General features: G+C 52.8%; 18 protein-coding genes. 15 read left to right on the top strand and 3 right to left on the bottom strand.

Going from position 1 to position 19,384, the window contains the following annotated elements; all coding sequences use genetic code 11:
* Positions 1-143: 143 nt before the first annotated feature.
* Both PG1C_RS11125 and PG1C_RS11120 read right to left on the bottom strand, forming a co-directional pair.
* Complete coding sequence (locus tag PG1C_RS11125; protein WP_202634835.1) at positions 144-485, bottom strand: hypothetical protein; 342 nt, start codon at positions 483-485, stop codon at positions 144-146.
* Positions 449-1,198, bottom strand: a complete 750-nt coding sequence (locus PG1C_RS11120; protein WP_202634834.1) for a hypothetical protein — start codon at positions 1,196-1,198, stop codon at positions 449-451. The genes PG1C_RS11125 and PG1C_RS11120 overlap by 37 nt, the downstream gene beginning before the upstream one ends.
* 469 nt (positions 1,199-1,667) lie before the next feature.
* Between PG1C_RS11120 and galE the strand changes: the two genes are divergently transcribed.
* Positions 1,668-2,693 carry a UDP-glucose 4-epimerase GalE gene (gene galE, locus PG1C_RS11115; protein ID WP_202634833.1) on the top strand — a complete coding sequence of 342 codons (1,026 nt, stop codon included), beginning with the start codon at positions 1,668-1,670 and terminating at the stop codon, positions 2,691-2,693.
* A gap of 37 nt (positions 2,694-2,730) precedes the next feature.
* Here the strand turns inward: galE and PG1C_RS11110 are convergent, their stop codons facing one another.
* Positions 2,731-3,570, bottom strand: coding sequence for an outer membrane lipoprotein-sorting protein (locus tag PG1C_RS11110; RefSeq protein ID WP_237218164.1), 840 nt, complete (start codon positions 3,568-3,570; stop codon positions 2,731-2,733).
* Between the two features lie 118 nt (positions 3,571-3,688).
* Between PG1C_RS11110 and PG1C_RS11105 the strand changes: the two genes are divergently transcribed.
* The 14 genes from PG1C_RS11105 to PG1C_RS11040 all read left to right on the top strand — a co-directional run bounded on the left by PG1C_RS11105 (position 3,689) and on the right by PG1C_RS11040 (position 19,381).
* Positions 3,689-4,474 (top strand): ABC transporter ATP-binding protein, encoded by a 786-nt coding sequence (locus tag PG1C_RS11105; RefSeq protein ID WP_202634832.1) that lies wholly within the window; start codon positions 3,689-3,691, stop codon positions 4,472-4,474.
* On the top strand, positions 4,467-6,011 hold the full coding sequence (locus PG1C_RS11100) for a DUF1302 family protein (RefSeq protein ID WP_202634831.1): 1,545 nt from the start codon (positions 4,467-4,469) through the stop codon (positions 6,009-6,011). Before PG1C_RS11105 ends, PG1C_RS11100 begins: the two co-directional genes overlap by 8 nt.
* Positions 6,012-6,080: 69 nt before the next feature.
* Positions 6,081-6,890: a PEP-CTERM/exosortase system-associated acyltransferase gene (locus tag PG1C_RS11095; RefSeq protein ID WP_284431758.1), complete on the top strand. Its 810-nt coding sequence runs from the start codon at positions 6,081-6,083 to the stop codon at positions 6,888-6,890.
* A 47-nt stretch (positions 6,891-6,937) separates the two neighbouring features.
* Entirely contained in the window at positions 6,938-8,449 is a 1,512-nt protein-coding gene (locus PG1C_RS11090) for a phenylacetate--CoA ligase family protein (protein ID WP_202634829.1), read from the top strand.
* A gap of 203 nt (positions 8,450-8,652) precedes the next feature.
* The gene (locus PG1C_RS11085; RefSeq protein WP_202634828.1) at positions 8,653-9,555 is read left to right on the top strand and encodes a PEP-CTERM sorting domain-containing protein; all 903 of its coding nucleotides are present in this window, start codon (positions 8,653-8,655) and stop codon (positions 9,553-9,555) included.
* Between the two features lie 102 nt (positions 9,556-9,657).
* Positions 9,658-10,899 carry a hypothetical protein gene (locus PG1C_RS11080; RefSeq protein WP_202634827.1) on the top strand — a complete coding sequence of 414 codons (1,242 nt, stop codon included), beginning with the start codon at positions 9,658-9,660 and terminating at the stop codon, positions 10,897-10,899.
* A 163-nt stretch (positions 10,900-11,062) separates the two neighbouring features.
* Positions 11,063-12,160 carry a hypothetical protein gene (locus PG1C_RS11075; RefSeq protein ID WP_202634826.1) on the top strand — a complete coding sequence of 366 codons (1,098 nt, stop codon included), beginning with the start codon at positions 11,063-11,065 and terminating at the stop codon, positions 12,158-12,160.
* A 92-nt stretch (positions 12,161-12,252) separates the two neighbouring features.
* Positions 12,253-13,470: an ABC transporter permease gene (locus PG1C_RS11070; RefSeq protein ID WP_202634825.1), complete on the top strand. Its 1,218-nt coding sequence runs from the start codon at positions 12,253-12,255 to the stop codon at positions 13,468-13,470.
* Between the two features lie 69 nt (positions 13,471-13,539).
* Positions 13,540-14,700: an ABC transporter permease gene (locus PG1C_RS11065; RefSeq protein WP_202634824.1), complete on the top strand. Its 1,161-nt coding sequence runs from the start codon at positions 13,540-13,542 to the stop codon at positions 14,698-14,700.
* A 215-nt stretch (positions 14,701-14,915) separates the two neighbouring features.
* Entirely contained in the window at positions 14,916-16,259 is a 1,344-nt protein-coding gene (locus PG1C_RS11060; protein ID WP_284431757.1) for a TIGR03013 family XrtA/PEP-CTERM system glycosyltransferase, read from the top strand.
* 241 nt (positions 16,260-16,500) lie between these two features.
* Entirely contained in the window at positions 16,501-17,079 is a 579-nt protein-coding gene (locus PG1C_RS11055) for a hypothetical protein (protein ID WP_202634822.1), read from the top strand.
* 46 nt (positions 17,080-17,125) lie between these two features.
* Positions 17,126-17,392, top strand: a complete 267-nt coding sequence (locus PG1C_RS11050; RefSeq protein ID WP_202634821.1) for a hypothetical protein — start codon at positions 17,126-17,128, stop codon at positions 17,390-17,392.
* Positions 17,386-18,306 (top strand): HprK-related kinase A, encoded by a 921-nt coding sequence (locus tag PG1C_RS11045; protein WP_202634820.1) that lies wholly within the window; start codon positions 17,386-17,388, stop codon positions 18,304-18,306. The genes PG1C_RS11050 and PG1C_RS11045 overlap by 7 nt, the downstream gene beginning before the upstream one ends.
* A 1-nt stretch (position 18,307) precedes the next feature.
* Positions 18,308-19,381 (top strand): nucleotidyltransferase domain-containing protein, encoded by a 1,074-nt coding sequence (locus PG1C_RS11040; protein ID WP_202634819.1) that lies wholly within the window; start codon positions 18,308-18,310, stop codon positions 19,379-19,381.
* The last annotated feature ends 3 nt before the right edge of the window (positions 19,382-19,384 follow it).

The following is a 19,384-nucleotide window of genomic DNA, read 5'->3' as shown; positions in this document are numbered from 1 at the left end:
AATAAATGGGGTCAGACCCTAAATGAAATAAATGGAGTCAGACCCTGCGCAATTGGGGTAATAAATGGGGTCAGACCCTGAAGTTTCCCCACGAATCATGAAGACGCAGGGAGTGGATTGATCGCTGCAATTGCCTGTAATCGCTATCGATGGATGTACGCAAGCGGGTCACTGATTTTTCGCATCAAGGTGACGCTCGCAATCACTCTTGTCGCGAGGGTCAGCACCGATATCTCAGCGCGTTTATGATACTTGGCCTGTTGGCGGCTGATCAGTTCGAGCTGTAAGTGCATTGATTTAGCCACCTCGCCGATCAAGCACTTGGCGATGCCTGCGATGTAGCCAATCAGCAACAATGCTTCGAGCCGCCGTTGCCCATGAGAGTGTGAGCGCGTCAGCCCCGGACCCAACCGCTCGTTTTGGGTGTCGCGAAAGCTTTGCTCGATCTTCATGCGCTGCGCGTAGATCGACACGATGGCTGCCATGGTTCTCGGGCCGCAGCAGCGATCTTCTTCGATTGGCTATTGCGATGTTCCTTGCCGCTTGGGTAACGGTGCTTTCTTGCCGTTGGCAGGCGCTTGACGCGCACGAGGCGGCTGTGGTTGGGCTTGTTGCGTGTGGTGTCGAACAGGCCCAGGTCTTCGTTGGTGGCCTGCGCGTCAACGTAGCGTGTCTTGGCAGGAAACCAGCGTGGACTCTTCTTGTCAGCAGCATCATGCTGGCCGGTCGCAACGCGGCAGACAAACTCCCGATTACGGATACGCCCCACCCAGTGCCAACCCTGCGCCTTGATCAGCGCAAACCAGGTGTCCGGATACGGATTCAAACCGCGAAATCCAGCATCTGTCAGGATAACGGGGGCGGATTGCTGTTCAGGCAGCACGCAGACCAGACGTTCCAGGAAGCGCTGGTGTACGGCATGGGCGGCCAGATGGCGTCTTGGGTGAACTTCTTCGTAGAGCGTCATTGCGCGTCCCTCGACGACAACCGAGGCACGCAACCAGTGCCGGTTCATGTCTGCCGACAGGCTTGACCAGTCCACGACGATGAGTAGCGGGCTTGCCCCAGTGGGCCAATGTGCTGCCAGGATGCGATAGATGTCGAGATATTCGGCAGCAAACGAGGCGCTGCCTAATAATCGATCCACTGCCCAGCGCCAATTGGGTAAGCGCGAGCGCTTGTCCATTGAGCGCGGCACTGCTCAGATCCACCAGTCGCTGCCAGCGCGTCACATGCATGTAGTCTTTGCAATCCGCGATGATTCGCGACAGAATCGTGGTCGTTCGCATGGCTTGTGTCTCCTTGACAGTTTGGTCACTAACAAAGAGAAAGATCAATGCCATGCGAGCGCTCCTCGCATCAGCTGCTCACTATACCCACCTTGTTTACATAAACTCTACGCCTTAAATCGCTGTTCTGAAATAACTATTCGTGGGGAAACCTCAGAACCTGGCCCTATTTATATTCTTTTTTTATTTTTCAAAAAAATATTATAAATATCAATTAGTTAAAATATTCCTTGTTTTTGGATCCATGTTGCCGAGCAGGTCTGTGTAAAAAAACCGACGAATGGAGCGAACGCATGGCGTCGGTTGGGCGCAATCATTCATGCGACCGGATACCATTACAATACCCAATCATCAAGTATTTTTGAGGGGCAGGCATCAATGGCGCATTATCTAGTCACCGGTGGCATGGGGTACATTGGTAGCCACACGTGTGTTGAATTACTCGTGGCAGGTCATCAGGTCACGATTGTAGATAATCTATCCAACAGCAAACGGGTTGTGTTGGAGCGGATGGCTCACATTGCAGGGCGCCAGCCACATTTTATTCAAGCAGATATCCGTGATCGCGCTGCGCTAGCGGCTGCGTTTCAGGCCATGTCTGGCGGGTGTGATGGGGTGATCCATTTCGCGGGTTTAAAATCAGTCGGCGAATCGGTCAGCCAGCCCCTCAGCTATTACAGCAACAATGTCGAGGGCAGCATTGCGCTCTTCGAAGTAATGGCGCAGTTCGGGGTGGCTAATCTAGTGTTTTCTTCTTCCGCTACCGTGTATGGCGACCCGGCGTCAGTGCCCATCAATGAGGCCGCCACGCTGTCGGTGACCAACCCCTACGGGCGCTCGAAATTGATGATAGAAGACATGTTGCGTGATCTCGCCCAGGCTGACACTTCCTGGCGAATTGCCTTGTTGCGCTACTTTAATCCGGCAGGCGCGCATGCTTCCGGCAAAATTGGTGAAGACCCGAACGGGATACCTAACAACCTCATGCCCTATGTGACGCAGGTGGCAGTGGGTAAGCTTGCCTATCTTTCTGTGTTTGGTAATGACTACCCCACGCCAGATGGTACAGGCGTGCGCGACTATATTCATGTGGTGGATTTAGCCAAAGGTCATCTGGCGGCACTGGGTGCGTTGGCACGACTGGGCGGGGGCGGCTTATTCACGGTGAACCTGGGCACCGGCCGAGGGTACTCCGTGCTGGAGGTTATCCGCGCCTTCGAGGCTGCCAGTGGCCAGTCCATCGCGCATCGTTTCGCGCCGCGCCGCGCGGGGGATATTGCGCAATGCTTTGCTGATCCAACACTGGCCAAAGCGTTGCTCGGCTGGCAGGCAGAGAAAAATCTAGCCGACATGTGCGCTGATGCCTGGCGCTGGCAGCAGCAAAATCCAGATGGGTTTATTTAAGCAACGGCGGCTGGCGCAGTGCACTGCTGCGCCGGAATCAGTCGATTTTTTTAAGGTAGTCTTTGGTGAAAAACTTGTCAGGAATATCGCGTACTTTCATTGCCTCGTACTCGAGCACTGATTTTTCGCCCGCGCGCAGTGAATCTTCCATGATCAGCCGCGTTGGTCGCATTTTGCCTGCCATCATCTTGAAATTCTCATAGTGGGCGGTTTTGAGCAGTCGATTGGAGAGTGAATAAAACTCGGCTTTGTGCGGGTGGGCGTTTTTCTGTTTGACCCAATATACCACGCGCTGATAAGTGACGCTTTTATCAATGGCGGTGAGTTCAAGCACGGTATATTTTTCGCCATCAAGGGTGTCCGTGCGCAAGACACGCGGGGTGTAATCCCCTGCAAAATTGGCGCGTGCCAAATCGCCATTGGCCACCTGCCCGGTGAGCCGCTGCGCTAAAGATAATCTTACGGGTTGCGAGACCGAAGGCAAAAATACCCACAACTCACGGCCGCTCATCAGCATGGTTTGCCCGCGCTCAGCGGCTGGCTCGGTGACGATAACCACGGTTTTGTCGTTGCCTTTGGAGAGTACCTGATACTTGCGTGCTTCGGTGCTTTGATCGGCCTTGGTGGAAAGAATCGAAATCTCGACCTGAAAGCCTTCGGTTGGAAACCGAATTTGATCTGCGCTGCGCAGAATATCCTGTGCGGCGGTGTCGGTTGTCTCGGGTTTGCTTTCCGTCATCGCCCGGTCTGCCAGCGTTTGCGCCAGCGCCAGTGGATAAGGTGCGAACAGGCTGCTGGTGAGTGTGACAAATAACACAACCCACCCATGAACGCCAGGAATGTCTTGGAAAATGGCCTGTCCTTTCATGCTTTTCATGCATCAACCCCTATAAAATAAAAGTAGAGCAGTAAAACTAGCGGCTTTGTAACCCTTTGTAACCTCTGGGTATCGGGATTACGTCATCGCATCTGACATTTATAAACGTGGAGCAAAGATGCATATTGTTCGTGTTGAGGGAGTATTCAAGGATTATTTCCTCGGCAATCAGATTGTTCAGGCATTGTCGAATATAACACTGCACATTGAACAGGGCGTGTTCTTGGCGATATCGGGGCCGTCGGGTAGTGGTAAAACCACGCTGCTTAATATTATTGGCTGTATCGATGCGCCAACTGAAGGCAAGATATTTATTAAGGGTCAGAATGTGACGCAGTGGTCAGGCAATCAGCTGGCAGATGTGCGCGCCTGTTCCATCGGCTTTATTTTTCAGACCTTTAATCTCTTGCCGGTGCTGTCGGCTGCTGAAAATGTGGAATATCCGTTGCTTTACCGCAAAGATGTTTCCAAAAAAGAGCGCCAGCAGCGCGTGAAGTATTTTCTGGATATGGTGGGGTTGTCAAAGTACGCTAACCATCGGCCCGGCCAGATGAGCGGCGGCCAACGCCAGCGTGTGGCGATTGCACGGGCGCTGGCTATCAAGCCAGTCATTATTCTGGCCGATGAGCCCACGGCGAACCTTGATCGAATCACAGGCACTGAGATACTGCACCTAATGAAAGACATTAATCATAAGCTTGGCACCACTTTTATTTTTTCGACGCACGACCAACGTGTCATTGACATGGCTGATCGGTTGGTGCGTATTGAAGATGGTGTGCTGCGTGAACTGGGCGTGCGACGGGGCGACCAATGGACGACGGTACGTCTGCGTAGTACGGAAGAATCCGCTGTGGATCGTGCGATGATGAGCGTAACGGAGAAGGGGGTTGTGCATGGGTAATCTCCAGTTGGCTTGGGTGAATAGGGTGCCTGGGCTGGGTCGGCGTGTGCAGCGCTTTTGCCGCATTGCCGTGCTGGCTTGGGTAGCGGGGTGCGTTTCTTTCGCGGCGCAGGCTGAAAAAGTCGGCGCTGGTGATACGGAAAATGTGGCGGCAAATACGACAGCAAATACAACGCCAACGGTAGCGGCAGACGATGAAGTCGAAGCGCTCTTGCGCCAGGCCGCCGAGGATGACGCTAAAAACGCCGCAACCCCGCTGTCTGATTTGGCTACCCCAGCCACCCTGGCTACCCCGGCGGGTCAAGTTGCTTCGTCAGTCGCAAAGCCCACAGGTGCCCTGCAGGGTTTCGCCCAGTTCGAGTTGGCTCGCGCACTAAATGATCCGAGTCATTGGTCAAAGATGCTGACACGCGTTGAATTGGGTCGTAGTGGCAAATTCAACGACACATTGAAGTGGAAAGTAAGCGCCCGCGTGGATTACGACGCCGTATTTAATGCGACCAGCTTTTATCCATCGCAAGTCCGCAACGATCAGCGGTTTAACGCCAGTTTTCGCGAAACCTATATCGATGCCGATGCGGGTGATTGGGACATTCGCCTGGGCCGGCAGCATGTGGTGTGGGGTGAAATGGTCAGTCTCTTTTTTGCCGATGTGGTTTCAGCGCGGGATATGCGCGAATTTATCCTGCCCGAATTCAATATTCTGCGCATCCCGCAATGGGCGGCACGTGCGGAATACTTCAAGAACGATTTTCATGGCGAATTGCTCTGGATTCCGTTGCCAACCTATGACGAAACAGGCAAGCCCGGGTCGGAATTCTTCCCTTTGCAGCCTGAGTTTTCCGGGTTTTCTACCCGCTACCTGAACGAGAATAAACCATCGCGCCGTTTAGCCAACAGCAATTTTGGCGCGCGCGGATCCTGGCTAACGCATGGCTGGGATGTGTCTGGTTTCTTCTATCGCAGCATGGATGCCGCGCCCACGTTTTATCGGCGTATTGTGCTGGTCCCCCAGCCTGAAGTGATTTACGAAGCCCGGCATGATCGCATCTCGCAAGTAGGTGGCACGCTGGCCAAGGACTTTGGCAGCATGGTGCTGAAAACCGAGATGGTGGCGACCCGTGGGCGACGTTTGGGCGTGCTGCGCCTGAACGAACCCGATGGCGTGGTGCGGCAGAATACCTTCGATTGGGTGGTCGGCCTTGATGTGCCCTTGCCATCCGAGGCGCGGTTCAATGCGCAGTTGTTCCAGAGTGTGATTACTAACCACGACCCCGATGTCATTCCCAAGAGGGTTGAAAGTGGTTACAGTTTATTGCTCAACGGCAAGCTGCACCCGCAAGTTGAGGCCGAGGTGCTATGGGTGGCCAGTTTCAATCGGGCCGATTGGATGCTGCGACCCAAGGTCAATTGGGCGTTCGAAAAAAACTGGCGTCTGGCGGCGGGGGTGGATGTTTTTCATGGCCCGCCTGAAGGATTGTTTGGTCGCTACAACAAACGCGACCGGCTATTTTCAGAACTAAAATATTATTTCTAGGCTTCTGCATACTGCAACTACAGGGAAAAGGTAAAAGCACGACCATGATTCTCAACTTGCTGCCCGGCCATGATAAACGTGATAAAACGTGACCCATTAACCCCTGATTTTGAATTTTTCGGCACGGCCTTTACGCGAGTCAAAGATTCACTGTGTCTGGATATCATGAAATTGCGTTACGAGGTGTACTGTAATGAGTGCCATTTTCTCAACGCAGATGATTACCCCGATGGCTGCGAATCAGATACCTATGACGCGAGTGCCTACCATGTCGCCGTTCGCAATGAAGCGGGCCAGGTGGTCGGCACGGCAAGGCTGGTTTTTGCTGATCAGGGGAGGCGCTTTCCCTTCGAAGAGCATTGCATTACCTTTGACGACTTTACTTTCCCGCCGCGCGCGGAGTGTGCTGAAGTCTCGCGCTTAGTGGTAGACAGAGGGTACCGCCGCCGCCCGGGTGACACCATGCAGGGCGTAAGTAAAGCCTTTTTAGAAAAAGGCCGACCCGAGATGATCCCCCTCAACGCGAATGACCTGGAGGGAAAACATCGCCGCCGTATCTGCCCGCAAATATTAATGGGGATGTTTCGCCAAATGTATCAGCACAGCCGTAAAAAGGGTACCCATTACTGGTTTGCTGCGATGGAAAAGGGCTTGGCCCGTTCGCTCGGCAGAATGGGGTTTAATTTCACTCAGGTCGGGCCCGAAACGGACTACTATGGACAGGTGGCTGTGTATTGCGCTGATTTAAGAAAATTGAGCCACAATTTGCGGCAATCAAGTGAGTTCCTCAGCCGCTGGTTTGAAGGCGAGCCCATTACCCTGTGGCTCGGCCTTAAAACGCGGGTTTGTCACAGGCTGGCTGGGAACAGAAAAGCCTAGTGCGATCTTGGTGCTGTGTTTGCTGTGTCCATGTTAACGGTTGCCGAATGAAAAATTTTTTCTCACGGCTTGAGCGGCGCTTGATCAAGGGGAAATTAGCCCGCAGCAAGCCAAACGATTTGATTGCCAAAGGCGAAAAGCGTTTGCTTGCTGTTTTCAGGCATGCCGCCACGCATTCGCCCGCCTACCAAGCGTTACTGGCTGAAGTGGGTATAAAAATTTCCGACATCCAGACGCCGCATGATGTCCTCACCCGATGCCCGGTACTGAACAAAGCCAACACCTTTCAGCGTTTTGATGCTCGTCAATTGCTTTGCGATCGTCTTCCTGCAACAGCGCTCGCATCGGTACTCACCAGTTCGGGCCACGGCGGCGGTGGTTTTGCCCTCGGCCTGGTTTCACGGCGCCAAGCGCGCCGCGCCGCCGGGTTGATCGATCTTGGGCTTGATTTAGCGTTTGATATCGATAAGCGGCGTAGTTTGCTGGTCAATTGCTTGCCGATGGGTGTGGCGTTTACCTCCGATGCTGTCTGTGTGGCCAATGTCAGTGTGCGTGAAGACATGGCGTGTGCTGTGATTCAGCAAGCCGGTGCTTTGTTTGAGCAGATTATTCTGTGCGGTGACCCGTTGTTTCTCAAGCGGCTTTGCGATTATTCGCAAGACATCGGGCTGGATTGGCATCGCCACCGCGTGCACGTGATTATTGGCGAAGAAACCTTTTCCGAAACCTTTCGCGATTACCTCGCGCAGGTGCTTGGCATTCGGCCGGACGATCCCGCGAGCGGCTTGATCGGTAGCTCTATGGGCATGGGTGAGCTGGGTCTTAATCTGTTTAACGAAACACGCGAAACCGTCGCCCTGCGCCGCGCCTGCATTCGCCACCCAGCGCTGCTCAAGCGGCTGACGGGCATTGATCTTGCCGCCTCCCAAGTGGACTTTCCAGGGCTGGCTCCGCATTCCCTGCAGTCAGATTCAAAGCTTCGCGGCGTATCACCAGCGCCGACTTTTCTCGTCTATAACCCGTTGCGTACGGTGGTCGAAATAGCCTCGCCAGACGCCAACGGCGCGGGCGACCTTTTGATCACGATGCTTGACCCCCAAGCGCCTATCCCGCTTATCCGCTACGCTACAGGCGACCGCATGCAGCGCATTCTGCCAGAAGCGCTGGCTCGTGCGCTGAGCGAATCTGGTCTCACCCTGCCGTTGCCGTCACTGCCTATCGTCGCCCTGCACGGCCGCACCAAAGACGTATTGCCCGGTGGCGCGCATATCGATCTTTTCAAGGCCGCGCTATATCATTACCCTGCATTGGCGCGGGAAATGAGCGGTGCCCATAGGCTCTCGCTGGCGGAGGGCGGGGTGCGCTGGGAAGTGCAAGGAGGGAAAGACCGGCCGCTTAATCAAGACCAAGCGCAAGCCATGGCGGCAACCCTTTACGATATTCTCGCCCCTCAGCTGCCCGGCCAGCCGCTGGACGTGGACGTGCACGCTTACGACGCCTTCCCGCATGGCAAAACCATCGACTACGAGCGCAAGTTTACGTATTGGCAACCAGCGTAGTGATACCGAGGAAATTCCCGATGCCAAAATGCTTGATCGGAACGTGTCGGAATTTTTTACATTTAGTCTAAGCGGACTGTGGATTAGAATAAAAAAAATAATATTATCATTAGGTTAGATTTTATGGCATAGGACATGCTTATAGAAGCTGGGCGGTGTCTCTGATGTGCTCGACAACGAATGTCTAATCTTTTAAGGAGTGAATGATGAAGAAATTTACACAACTGGCCATGGCCGCTGCCGTAATCGGTGCCACCAGTTTTGGCGCGGCTGCTACGCCAGTGACCAATTTTTACTTTTCGCAGTCGGCTGGGATTGTCGATCCAACGACTGATGCAAGTGTAGACACCTATTTCAACTCAGGCAGCGGACTGACCTTTGGTGGAACTTCAGCGGCATTGCCTACCCCGCTGTATCCGACGGGAACGGCGGCCACTATGAGTTGGTATGGCGCAGGTGCTAATCCGCAGAACCTAACCAATGCACCGAGTTCTCTTGCTGTCACTACGTATACGAGTAATAACAATCTAGAAGTTTCAGGGAATGGAGATGGCTTGTGGAATGAAGGCGAAGTCTGGAGGATTACTAACCTTCACCATCACAACGAGGCGTTGTTGCTAGGTCCCAACGCTAATCTAGCCTTGCTGAGCCCACTCTGGGTTGCCGATATCGTGGCCAATCTGCGTATTTTCAGTGATTCCGTAGGCGGAACGTTGATTCATCAAGAGTTAAACAGTACAACTCAAGTTTCCTTCAATGAAACTTATAACCAGAATAGCAATGTTTCACTCTGTGCTCCACCCAATCCTCACAACACCGCATGTGATGATATATACACGGATTTGACGCCAGCATCTTTTGCGCCTACGTACTTTTTCTACAATGGCACGCAATATGAGTTGTCCTTTGGTCTTGAGGCAGGTGCTGGGGCGATTATTTACCCCGATCCGTTGCGTGTGTTTACGGCTGAATCCTTCCCTGGGGATAGCGATGTGTATGTCACCATGGCATGGCGTGCCGTACCGGAACCTGGTTCCCTCGCCTTGGCTGGATTGGGCTTGACCGCTCTGGCTGCATTGCGTCGCCGTAAAAATCTGGCTGCTTAAGCTTTAATTTTTCAGTCGGTAAAATCAAGGGCTGCTCTTATTGGGCAGCCTTTTTTTTGGTAACACATTAGTATCAAAAAATACAAATGGCTTGGAGAAAGAATGCGATTTTTGAAGGGTGATGCTTCTCCCTCTCCCGAGACACCCGGATATGTGCGGACGGTTGGTGAAATAACCTGGAGGCAAGGGAAAACATTTCAGCTTTGGGTTGACGTCCCTGAAGCCTGTGCTGAAAGTCTTTCTGACACAGGGAATCCATGGCTATTGGCAATGCTGCCGATGGCAGCGAGTTTGGGGGAGGATATTGAATTGTCGCTTCCTGTGGATGCACTGCTCCTGGAAAATGTCAAAGGGGTGCTAGCGATCTGGCGGGAGTGGTACCCGGAACTCCACGACGTTCACATTCAATGCCCTGTGCTCTCGTATCAAGCGCCATGTCAAGCACCATGCGCCACCCGTACGGCGGCCTTTTTCTCCGGTGGCATTGATTCCTACTTTACGATTGCTCGGCGGATACCCGGGAATGATTTTGGAATACCGACGGTAGGGAGGGTGGACGATCTGCTGACAGTTTGGGGCTTTGATGTGGGGGTATATGATGAAGCCCAGTTTCGTCCCCTGTCTAACATGTTGGCGACAAGTGCGCAACATCTCGGTTTGCGACAGATTATTTTTCGTACCAATCTGCGCGCCGCGGAAAAATTGATCCCATTTAAGGATATGTGGCGGCGGCTGAGTCATGGTGTTGGATTGGCTTTCATCGGTTTAACCCTTGAGAGGACTTATAAAGAAGTAGTAATTGGTTCTTCGTACACCTATGGAAACTTATTTCCCTGGGGGTCACATCCGCTTCAGGATGTATTGTTTTCTACGTCGTCGCTCCAGTTCGTGCACGATGGTGCGAGTTTTACCCGCGTCGAAAAAACAGATGTCGTGGCAAAGCTTCCGATTGCGCAATCAGCACTTCATGTGTGTTTTGCCAAGGGGGATAGCAATTGTTCGCGTTGTGACAAATGCTATCGAACCATGATGACGCTTGATTTGTTAGGGCATCGCAAGCATACCCGAGCGCTATTTGATTGGTCAGCTTATCGCGTTGAGGCCATTCGTAAACTATTTATTCGCAGTAGAGGCGACAAAATCTTCAAGAATGACATCATTGTGGCAGCAAGAAAACACCATCGCCAAGAGATTGTGGACGCACTTAGTGCTGCCGAACGGCGGTCAAAAGTGCTTCGGCCGCTGGTTAAAGCAAGTGAGTGGTTAATGACGCAGCCCGGGATATGGCGCCTTGGGATTACCGCCAAAGCTTTTTTACTTCGTGGTCCGATCCGCAAAATTTGATATGCGCCTGATTAATCTGGAAACGGGCGCGTCGCCTGATACACCTGAAAATATTCGCCGGACAGCGAGAATTTTGTACGGCACTGACCAAGCGCTCAGTTTATGGGTCGACGTTTCTGAAGCGTATGCCGAGAGTCTTTCCGATGCAGGGAACCCGTGGTTATTGGCGATGCTGCCGATGGCAGCCAGCCTGGGAGAGGATATTGAGCTATCACTCCCGGTAGATGCCTTGCTGCTGGAAAATATCAAAGGAGTTTTGGCCATCTGGAGGGAGTGGTACCCGGAGCTGCACGACGTTCGCATCCATTGTCCTGTCGCCTCGTATCAAGCACCACGCGTCACCCGTACAGCAGCATTTTTTTCCGGGGGTATCGACTCATATTTCACGATTGCACGGCGGCTGCCGGGGAATGCTTATGGAATACCGGTGGTAGGGGAGTTGGATGATCTGCTGACCGTTTGGGGTTTTGACGTGGGAGTACATGACGAAGCGCAGTTTCGTCCGCTGGCTGACAAGCTCGCAGAAAGTACTGCCACCATGAACTTGAACCACATCATTGTGCGTACCAACTTGCGCGACGTGGTTGAGGTTTTCAAGAAACGATGGGGGTCGTTAACCTTTGGTATCGGCTTGGCATTTATTGGCTTCATTTTCGAGAAGCGGTTTGGTACCGTTGTACTGGGATCATCCTACCCTTACGGTGTGCTTATGCCTTGGGGTTCGCATCCGATGGTTGATCCGCTTTTTTCTTCGTCATCGCTCAAAATTGTTCATGATGGTGCGAGTTTCACCCGTATTGGGAAAACCGATATTGTGGCGGGGCTGCCTGAAGCAGAAAATTCGCTCCATGTTTGTCAGGCGGCGGGTACTGAGAATTGCTCGGCGTGTGAGAAGTGTTATCGAACAATGATCGCTCTCGATATTTTGGGTAAAAAGAAATCTTTCGTAAGCGCCTTTAACTGGACGCTCTACGATGTGGAAAAAATTAAAACCCTCTATATCGGAGGAGGACATGCTCAGATTTTTTATCAAGAAATGGTGGGTGTGGCGCAAGATGTCGGTCGGACAGATATTGCAGCTGCTCTCTTTGCAGCATCACGACGCTCAAGGATGTTGGCACCCATGGTTTATTGGGCGGATTGGCTCTCTCGCCAGCCGGTAGTGTGGCAATGGGGGATTGCACTACGTGCCTTGCTTTTAAGTGGTTCTATTGGGCCGCGCTATATTCGGCACGCGACAAAAGCTTCTGGGCTAGGGTAATCCTGCTTTTAGTGAGTTTATTTTCCCGATTGAGTAGATAGGCAAGCAGTATGATTGGCGCCTAATCTATTTTCAATAAAACCATTGTGATCTTGTCTGCGCTGACAAAACTTGCCCTGCGTAACCTGCTACGGCATCGCCGTCGCGCATTGATCGCCATATTTTCGGTGGCTTTCGGAACAGCCGCACTGGCTGTGGCCAGCGGTTTTATTGCGGGGATGTTCGCTGACTTCCGCGAAGCAACTATCGAATCGCAGTATGCGCATATCCAGATCACGCGGCCCGGCTATCACGAGAATGGCCTGGCTGATCCTGAACGGTATTTGTTGCCGAATGACGCAGCGGCGCAATCGTTAAGCGCGCTGCCGCATGTCCGTGCTTGGGGGCCCCGACTCGGTTTGACGGGTTTGGTCAGCCATGGTGAGTCCACGCTTTCTTTTGTTGGTGAGGGGTTTGATCCGGCGCATGATTTGACGGGCGACCGCTCTTTGAAGATTATTCGGGGGCGCCGTTTGGGCGCTACTGACTATGATCAAGTTCTGCTGGGCAAGGGACTGGCAATGCTTATGGGGGTGCAGGCGGGCGATGCTGTCGTGGTGCTGGTGGATACGCCGGCCAGTGGTTTGAACGCCATTGACGCAAAAGTAGCTGGGGTATTCGAGTCAATGAGTAAGGCGTATGACGACAGCGCACTGCTGGTTCATATTCAAGCCGCACGCAAGCTGCTCAAGGTGGATGGTGCGCATCGTTGGTTGGTTTATCTGGATAAAACAGATAATACCTCGCGTGTAGCAGAGACTTTACGTGCGCACTTCGGTGCGCCTCAGTTTGAGGTGCGCACCTGGGATCAGTTGGCGGAATTTTATCGGCGTGCGGTTGACTTGTTTCAACAGCAACTGGCTGTCGTCCGTTTTATTGTGGTGGCGATTATCTTGCTCGGTATCAGCAATACCATGATGATGAGTGTCATGGAGCGTACCGGAGAAATCGGTATGGCAATGGCACTGGGAGTCCGGCCACGCATTCTGCTCGGGCAGTTTTTGCTGGAAGGCGCGCTCATCGGGTTAATCGGTAGCTTGGCGGGACTCACTCTGGCACTCATGATTGGGTGGGGGATCGATGTGTTGCATATCAATATGCCCCCGCCCCCGGGGCTGACGCGAGGCTATCTTGCACATCTGTTATTCACCTCAACGACTGCGGTGGAAGCGGTACTGATCGGTGTGGGCAGCACGACACTGGCGAGTTTTTATCCTGCCTGGCGGGCGTCGCGAATGATCATCGTTGATGCAATCCGCCATAACAAATAGGGGGTTTGTGTGTTCGGGCTTTTCAAGTTAGCCAGTCGCAATGTTTTTCGGCACCGCGGGCGCACGCTGATGACGCTGGCTTCTATCGTGCTTGGTGTCGCCGCGTTGATCCTGGCGGGGGGCTTTATTGAAGATACGATTGTGGAAACAGGCGAATCGATGATTCGTTCAAGTACAGGACATTTGCAAGTGACCCGCCAAGGATATTGGCAGTATGGGGCGCGCAGCCCAGAGAAGTATCTGATGGAGAACCCGGAAACCCTGCGTCGTGAATTGGTGGTAGCACCTGGGGTGGATGATGTGATGTTGCGTATCGGTTTTTCAGGGTTGCTGGGCAATGGACGAACGGATTGGGCAATTGTCGGTGAAGGTGTAGAGCCCGCGCGTGAGAAGCGTTTGGCTAGCTACATAACAGTGGTTGCTGGCCGTCGTCTGATAGATGGCGATGCGTTTGGGATGATGATCGGTCAGGGGGTTGCAAAAGCGCTAAAGCTTAAGCCAGGCGACCCAGTAACCTTGCTGGTTAGCACCGCAGGAGGGGCAACCAATCTGCTTGAGTTTCAAGTAACAGGGGTTTTTCAGACTTTCTCTAAAGATTATGATGCCCGTGTGGTACGCATTCCTCTGGCTGCGGCCCAAGAGCTGCTGGCAACTCCGGGAGCGCATACTGCAGTGGTGCTGCTCAAAAATACGGTGGATACCAATCGTGTTGCGCGTTCGATGTATGACAAGCTGAGCCGCCAGGGTTATGAGATGAAAACCTGGGTCGAGCTGAATTCGTTTTATACCCAGACGGTAACGCTGTATCGGCAGCAGTTTGGTTTTCTGGTGGTGATTATTCTGGCGATGTTGTTAATGAGCGTCTCTAATACCGTCAATATGGGTATTTTTGAGCGTGCCAGCGAATTTGGCACCATGATGGCTCTGGGCGATCACTCTTCTCATGTTTTCTCGTTGGTTGTTATTGAAAGCTTTTGGCTTGGTCTTCTGGGCGCATTAGGCGGGGTGGTGGTTGGTATCGCACTTGCCAAAGCGATTTCACTGGTCGGGATTCCTATGCCGCCACCGCCGAATGCAGACCAGGGCTATATTTCCCATATTCTTGTTGTGCCCAAGGTGGTTGTTTTGTCGTTTATTGTCGGGGTGGTAGCGGCTGTTCTGGCATCGTTAAAGCCAGCGCGAACGATCAGCCGAAAGCCAATTGCCGAGGCGCTACGCGAGGGTGTTTGAGTCAGATTGCGGGGAAGCATCGGCCAAAATTTTCATGGTGGTGCCATACAAGGTATGATTGCGATAAATAATTATGCAATTGGTTTTACCGATCATTACATTACTTATGGCTGTATTGAACTGCTATTTGCTGCATGCACCCGTAGTTTTCTTACATTATCTTTGGGGCGCTTATGATTAAGGCCGCGTTGGGTCATACCGTTCGGACCACGACTTTGTTGCAGCTTCTATTTGATTTTGGCTTCGTTTTTGTCGGTATTCTCATTGCTGCCATGTGGATCAGAAGTGGTTTGCCGATTGATCCCGTGGTGCTCGTTTCCTATGCAGCGATTCTTGCGCTGACTTTATTGGCGATAAATAGCTGGCTGGGGTTTTATCAAAGAATTCATGATCGCACTGTTGAAGATTCGCGCGCGCGCGCGGTGCTTTCGCTGCACCTTGCAGTGCCGGTCGCTTATTTGATTTTTCTGATTTTGCCGATTGCGCAAGTTGATCGTGTATTTCTTGAACTCAGCGGCATGGCTGCGCTATTTGGTATGTTGTCGCATCGCGTGTTTGCTTCGCACCGTAAAACCAAAGCGCGTGTCACCCATCGCATCCTTGTGTTTGGAGTAGGCAACGAGGCGGTAAAAGTCACTGCCGCGCTGAATCAAGAAGACCCAACCATTCAGGTGGTGGGCTTTTATCCTGGGCCGATGTGCAAGGATATTGTGGTACCCCAAGACCGCGTGCTTCCTCAAACAATGTCTTTAGTGGATACCGCGGTTTTTTATAAGGTGGATGAAATTGTCGTTGCCATGGATGATCGTCGCGGGGGGCGTATGCCGTTGCGAGAGTTACTCGATTGCCGGGTGTCGGGTATTTTGGTTTTGGATATGTCCAGCCATTTTGAGCGGATGTTGGGGCAGATTCGACTCGACGCCTTGCGTGCAGGCTGGCTGATTTTTGGTGATGGTTTCCGCCAAGGCGTACGGCGCTCGTTTATAAAGCGCGTTTTTGACATCATTGCGGCGATCATATTGCTGATTATTTTTTCTCCGGTCATGCTGGTCACCGCCTTACTCGTTTTTCTGGAAGATGGGGCTCCAGTGTTTTACCGCCAAGAGCGGGTTGGACTCAATGGACGGTTGTTTAACGTGATTAAGTTTCGTAGCATGCGGCGCGATGCGGAAAGCGATGGGAAGCCCCGCTGGGCGGTGACCAATGATGATCGTACCACCCGGGTAGGGCGCATCATCCGCAAAGTGCGCATCGACGAACTGCCGCAGCTTTTTTGTGTGCTCAATGGTTCCATGAGCATGGTGGGTCCACGGCCCGAGCGCGCATTTTTCGTGGATCAACTGACCAAGGAAATCCCTTTTTACGCCATACGCCATAGTGTGAAACCCGGCGTAACGGGTTGGGCGCAGGTGAGATACCACTACGGTGCCTCGATTGAGGATGCCGTGCAAAAACTGCAATATGACCTTTACTATGTCAAAAATCACACCCTCTTGCTGGATCTTGTCGTGATCTTTGAAACTGTCGGCGTTGTTGTGGGCGGAAAAGGGGCGCAATAGACAAAAAAGTGTCAGTTTTTCTTACGCTCTGTTTGTTGATGTTTATGGTTTCTTGTTTTAAATTATTTAGTTAGAATTATTGGCATAGTATTTGCTTTTTGACTTTACTGATTTGGTTTGTTGAGAACCGTTACGCGACAGAATGGCGAAAAGTCTTTCTGAACGAGCATAGCCAGCAACGCACCAGTTTCTCTTATTCATCTTATTCATTAAAGCACCACAATTGTAGAAGGAGTTAGCCATGGACGTACCTGATCATCCAATCGATTCCGAGAACCAGCCCCAAGAAAACAGGCAGCGTGCCCGTCGGCGGTTTATCCATGGTGTTGGGGTGGCGGTACCTGCGATCATGACGGTTCGCTCTCCTTCAGCCTTGGCTGCGCAATGTTTTGCGCCCTCGGCAGCGGCCTCGATTGCGTTGTTGCACAGCCGCCTGGATCGCGAGCACCTGGATTGTCTGGGTCGGACGCCGGGCTTCTGGAAAAACGCCGCCAAGCCAGACAATCCAAATCATGGTTACTGGATAACTGCAGGCGGGGAGGGGGTTTTATTCTCCACGGTGTTTGCCAGCGGGTTTCCTGGTAAGACCTTGAAGAATGTCCTGGGGCTGGGAGGGAATCAAAATTACGAAGCCCTTGGCAGGCATCTAGCCGCTGCTTACCTTAATTTTAAAATCGGTTGGGTACCTGCCACTGTTCTAAGCCTGCAGGATCTGATCGATATGTGGAATGGCCGTGCGGGGTCGTATTCGCCAACAGCGGGGGTAACGTGGAATGCAGCTCAAATCGTTGCGTACCTGCTAACGACCATGCCGCTCTGATTTCTTGGTGGCATAGACTAGACTGCGTATTCCGTTAGCAATCTGTTTGAAAGCAATCTATTCTCTGTGCCCTGATTTAAAGCTTGACGTGCGTCCCTGTGAGGACGGTGTCTTGGTCTATGACAACACGGCACGCACAACGCACTTGATTCCTCCCGCTGCATGGGATTTTTTTGTTTCTTTATCGCAGGCAAACCCAGCGGTGATGGCGTGTGAGCTAAGCACATTAGACGCCGATATGCCTGCGGATGGTGATAGCCGCTTGGCAATAGTGAATGCGCTGGAACGTGCCGGTCTTATTATGCGATGCTGAGACTGGCGGATGTTTCAACCATTGATTTTGCGCATAGCCTGTGCTGTGGCACTTTTCGACTTCAGGTGGGTGGTTTCTCGTTACGCATTGATAGCGAAGTTGATGCGCTTCGCACAGGGCTGCGCCAGATGTATGCCCATTACCCGGTGTCAATTTCAGGTGGTTACTACGACTTTGACCTTGCTATTCGTCCAGCGTCGTTGCTGCGACGGTGGTTTCGGCGGAATGTCGTGTTTTGTCTTTCCGGTCAAGCGCCATTTTTGCCCATGGTGGCAGACCATGCACATGCATTGTTCGAGTGGGGGTTGAACTGGACAATTGGTAGCTCGGTTCATCAATACCTTATTCTTCATTCCGCTGTCGTTGAGAGCCGAGGCAAAGGCGTCATGCTGGCGGCAGCCTCGGGGAGCGGAAAAAGTACGCTGACAGCAGAACTGGCCATGCGCGGTTGGCGACTTTTTTCGGATGAATTAGCCTTGATTGACGGGCCTGCATTACGGCTGGTCCCATTTCCTCGCCCCGTCAGTTTGAAGAATCAGTCGATTGATCTGGTGCGCAGGCGGCATCCCGAGGCGCAGTTTGGCCCTTTGGCTCACGATACCCAGAAAGGGACGATTGCCCATCTGCGGGCGCCTGATGTCTCCATTGACCGCGCTGCTGAAACAGCACCGCCGTCGTTGATTGTCTTTCCTAAATGGACAGCGGGTGCGCCGTTGCGCGTGCAGCCTGTGGGTGCGGGGCAAGCGGCCATGCGCTTGATTGACCAATCATTCAACTATCCTGTTCTGGGGCCATTGGGGTTTGCACGGCTGGCTGATTTGGCACAGTCCGCCCCGGCTTGGGAACTCGAATACTCATCGCTTGACGATGCTGCCGATGCGCTCGATGACTTACTGGCCGATGATGGTGTCTAGCATGCTTAGTCAATCACCTTTGCTCAACTTTCTGGCCGATCACTCAAGCGCCGCGCATCTGGATGCGGAGGGCTGGAGTTTACTGCTGGCCGAGGCACGGGCATGTGGTGTGATGGCGCGGGTCGCCAAGGTGTTAGCGCAGGATTACCCGGCGCTATTGTCATCTCATGCGCCGCCCCAAGTGATGCCACATATTATCGCTGCCACGCGGCAGAGTGATAGCCTGGCGAATGATGTTCAGCGCGAGCTGAGTTTTCTGAGTGATGCGCTGGCTGGTGTGGGAACACCCACTTTACTGCTCAAAGGTGCTGCGTATTGCGCGGCGAGCCTGCCCGCTGCACGAGGGCGGATATTTTCTGATATTGATCTGCTGGTAGCGCCGCCATTTCTGGCGCAGGCCGAGGCGGCCTTGATGCTGGGAGGCTGGGCTTCGGGTAAGCATGACGACTATGACCAGCGGTATTACCGCGAGTGGTCGCATGAGATACCGCCGATGGTGCATCTACAGCGAGGAACAACGATAGATCTGCACCACTCGTTAACCATGCCAACCTGCCGCATCCGTATTGATTCGCGACGGATGATCGAAGAGGCAGTTGCGCTTCCCGGCAAGGGCAACTGGTTTCGCCTCAAGGATGAAGATATGGTTTTGCATGCCGCAAGCCACCTGCTGTTGAATTCGGAATTTGATCGCGGGTTGCGTGACTTGTGGGACATTGACCTGCTGATGCGGCATTTTGAAACAACGACACCGAATTTTGCCAACTGGGTACTGGTTCGCGCCGAGGCTGTTGGTTTAAGTCGGATAGTGCGCAGTGCTTTTGCGCTGTGTCATCGCTTTTTTCGCACGCCATTGCCTGGGCAGGCGTTGGCAAGTAGTAGCTCCTTGATGGTGCTTTTGGCCTGTTCGGCAAATACGCGTCATCCACAGACGCGGCCGCGTTTGCAAGGGGCAGCGGATCAGCTGCTTTTCATGCGGGAGCTTGCCTTGCGGTTGCCCGCACATTTGCTGGTTCGGCATCTGTGGCATAAGGCCACTGTGCGGATCAGGCCAAAAGAGAACGTGCCGGTTTAACCT

This window comes from Rugosibacter aromaticivorans, assembly GCF_000934545.1.
In the GTDB taxonomy this organism is placed as follows: Bacteria; Pseudomonadota; Gammaproteobacteria; order Burkholderiales; family Rhodocyclaceae; genus Rugosibacter; species Rugosibacter aromaticivorans.
Note: the sequence above shows the minus strand (reverse complement) of the source record. Positions and strands in the feature narration are given on the sequence as shown.

What these genes read in the sequence shown, in the direction of transcription:
- PG1C_RS11125 (WP_202634835.1), bottom strand. Translation starts at nt 485, where the DNA reads ATGGCAGCCATCGTGTCGATCTACGCGCAGCGCATGAAGATCGAGCAA.
- galE (WP_202634833.1), top strand. Translation starts at nt 1,668, where the DNA reads ATGGCGCATTATCTAGTCACCGGTGGCATGGGGTACATTGGTAGCCAC.
- PG1C_RS11110 (WP_237218164.1), bottom strand. Translation starts at nt 3,570, where the DNA reads ATGAAAAGCATGAAAGGACAGGCCATTTTCCAAGACATTCCTGGCGTT.
- PG1C_RS11105 (WP_202634832.1), top strand. Translation starts at nt 3,689, where the DNA reads ATGCATATTGTTCGTGTTGAGGGAGTATTCAAGGATTATTTCCTCGGC.
- PG1C_RS11100 (WP_202634831.1), top strand. Translation starts at nt 4,467, where the DNA reads ATGGGTAATCTCCAGTTGGCTTGGGTGAATAGGGTGCCTGGGCTGGGT.
- PG1C_RS11095 (WP_284431758.1), top strand. Translation starts at nt 6,081, where the DNA reads ATGATAAACGTGATAAAACGTGACCCATTAACCCCTGATTTTGAATTT.
- PG1C_RS11090 (WP_202634829.1), top strand. Translation starts at nt 6,938, where the DNA reads ATGAAAAATTTTTTCTCACGGCTTGAGCGGCGCTTGATCAAGGGGAAA.
- PG1C_RS11085 (WP_202634828.1), top strand. Translation starts at nt 8,653, where the DNA reads ATGATGAAGAAATTTACACAACTGGCCATGGCCGCTGCCGTAATCGGT.
- PG1C_RS11080 (WP_202634827.1), top strand. Translation starts at nt 9,658, where the DNA reads ATGCGATTTTTGAAGGGTGATGCTTCTCCCTCTCCCGAGACACCCGGA.
- PG1C_RS11065 (WP_202634824.1), top strand. Translation starts at nt 13,540, where the DNA reads ATGACGCTGGCTTCTATCGTGCTTGGTGTCGCCGCGTTGATCCTGGCG.
- PG1C_RS11055 (WP_202634822.1), top strand. Translation starts at nt 16,501, where the DNA reads ATGGACGTACCTGATCATCCAATCGATTCCGAGAACCAGCCCCAAGAA.
- PG1C_RS11045 (WP_202634820.1), top strand. Translation starts at nt 17,386, where the DNA reads ATGCTGAGACTGGCGGATGTTTCAACCATTGATTTTGCGCATAGCCTG.
- PG1C_RS11040 (WP_202634819.1), top strand. Translation starts at nt 18,308, where the DNA reads ATGCTTAGTCAATCACCTTTGCTCAACTTTCTGGCCGATCACTCAAGC.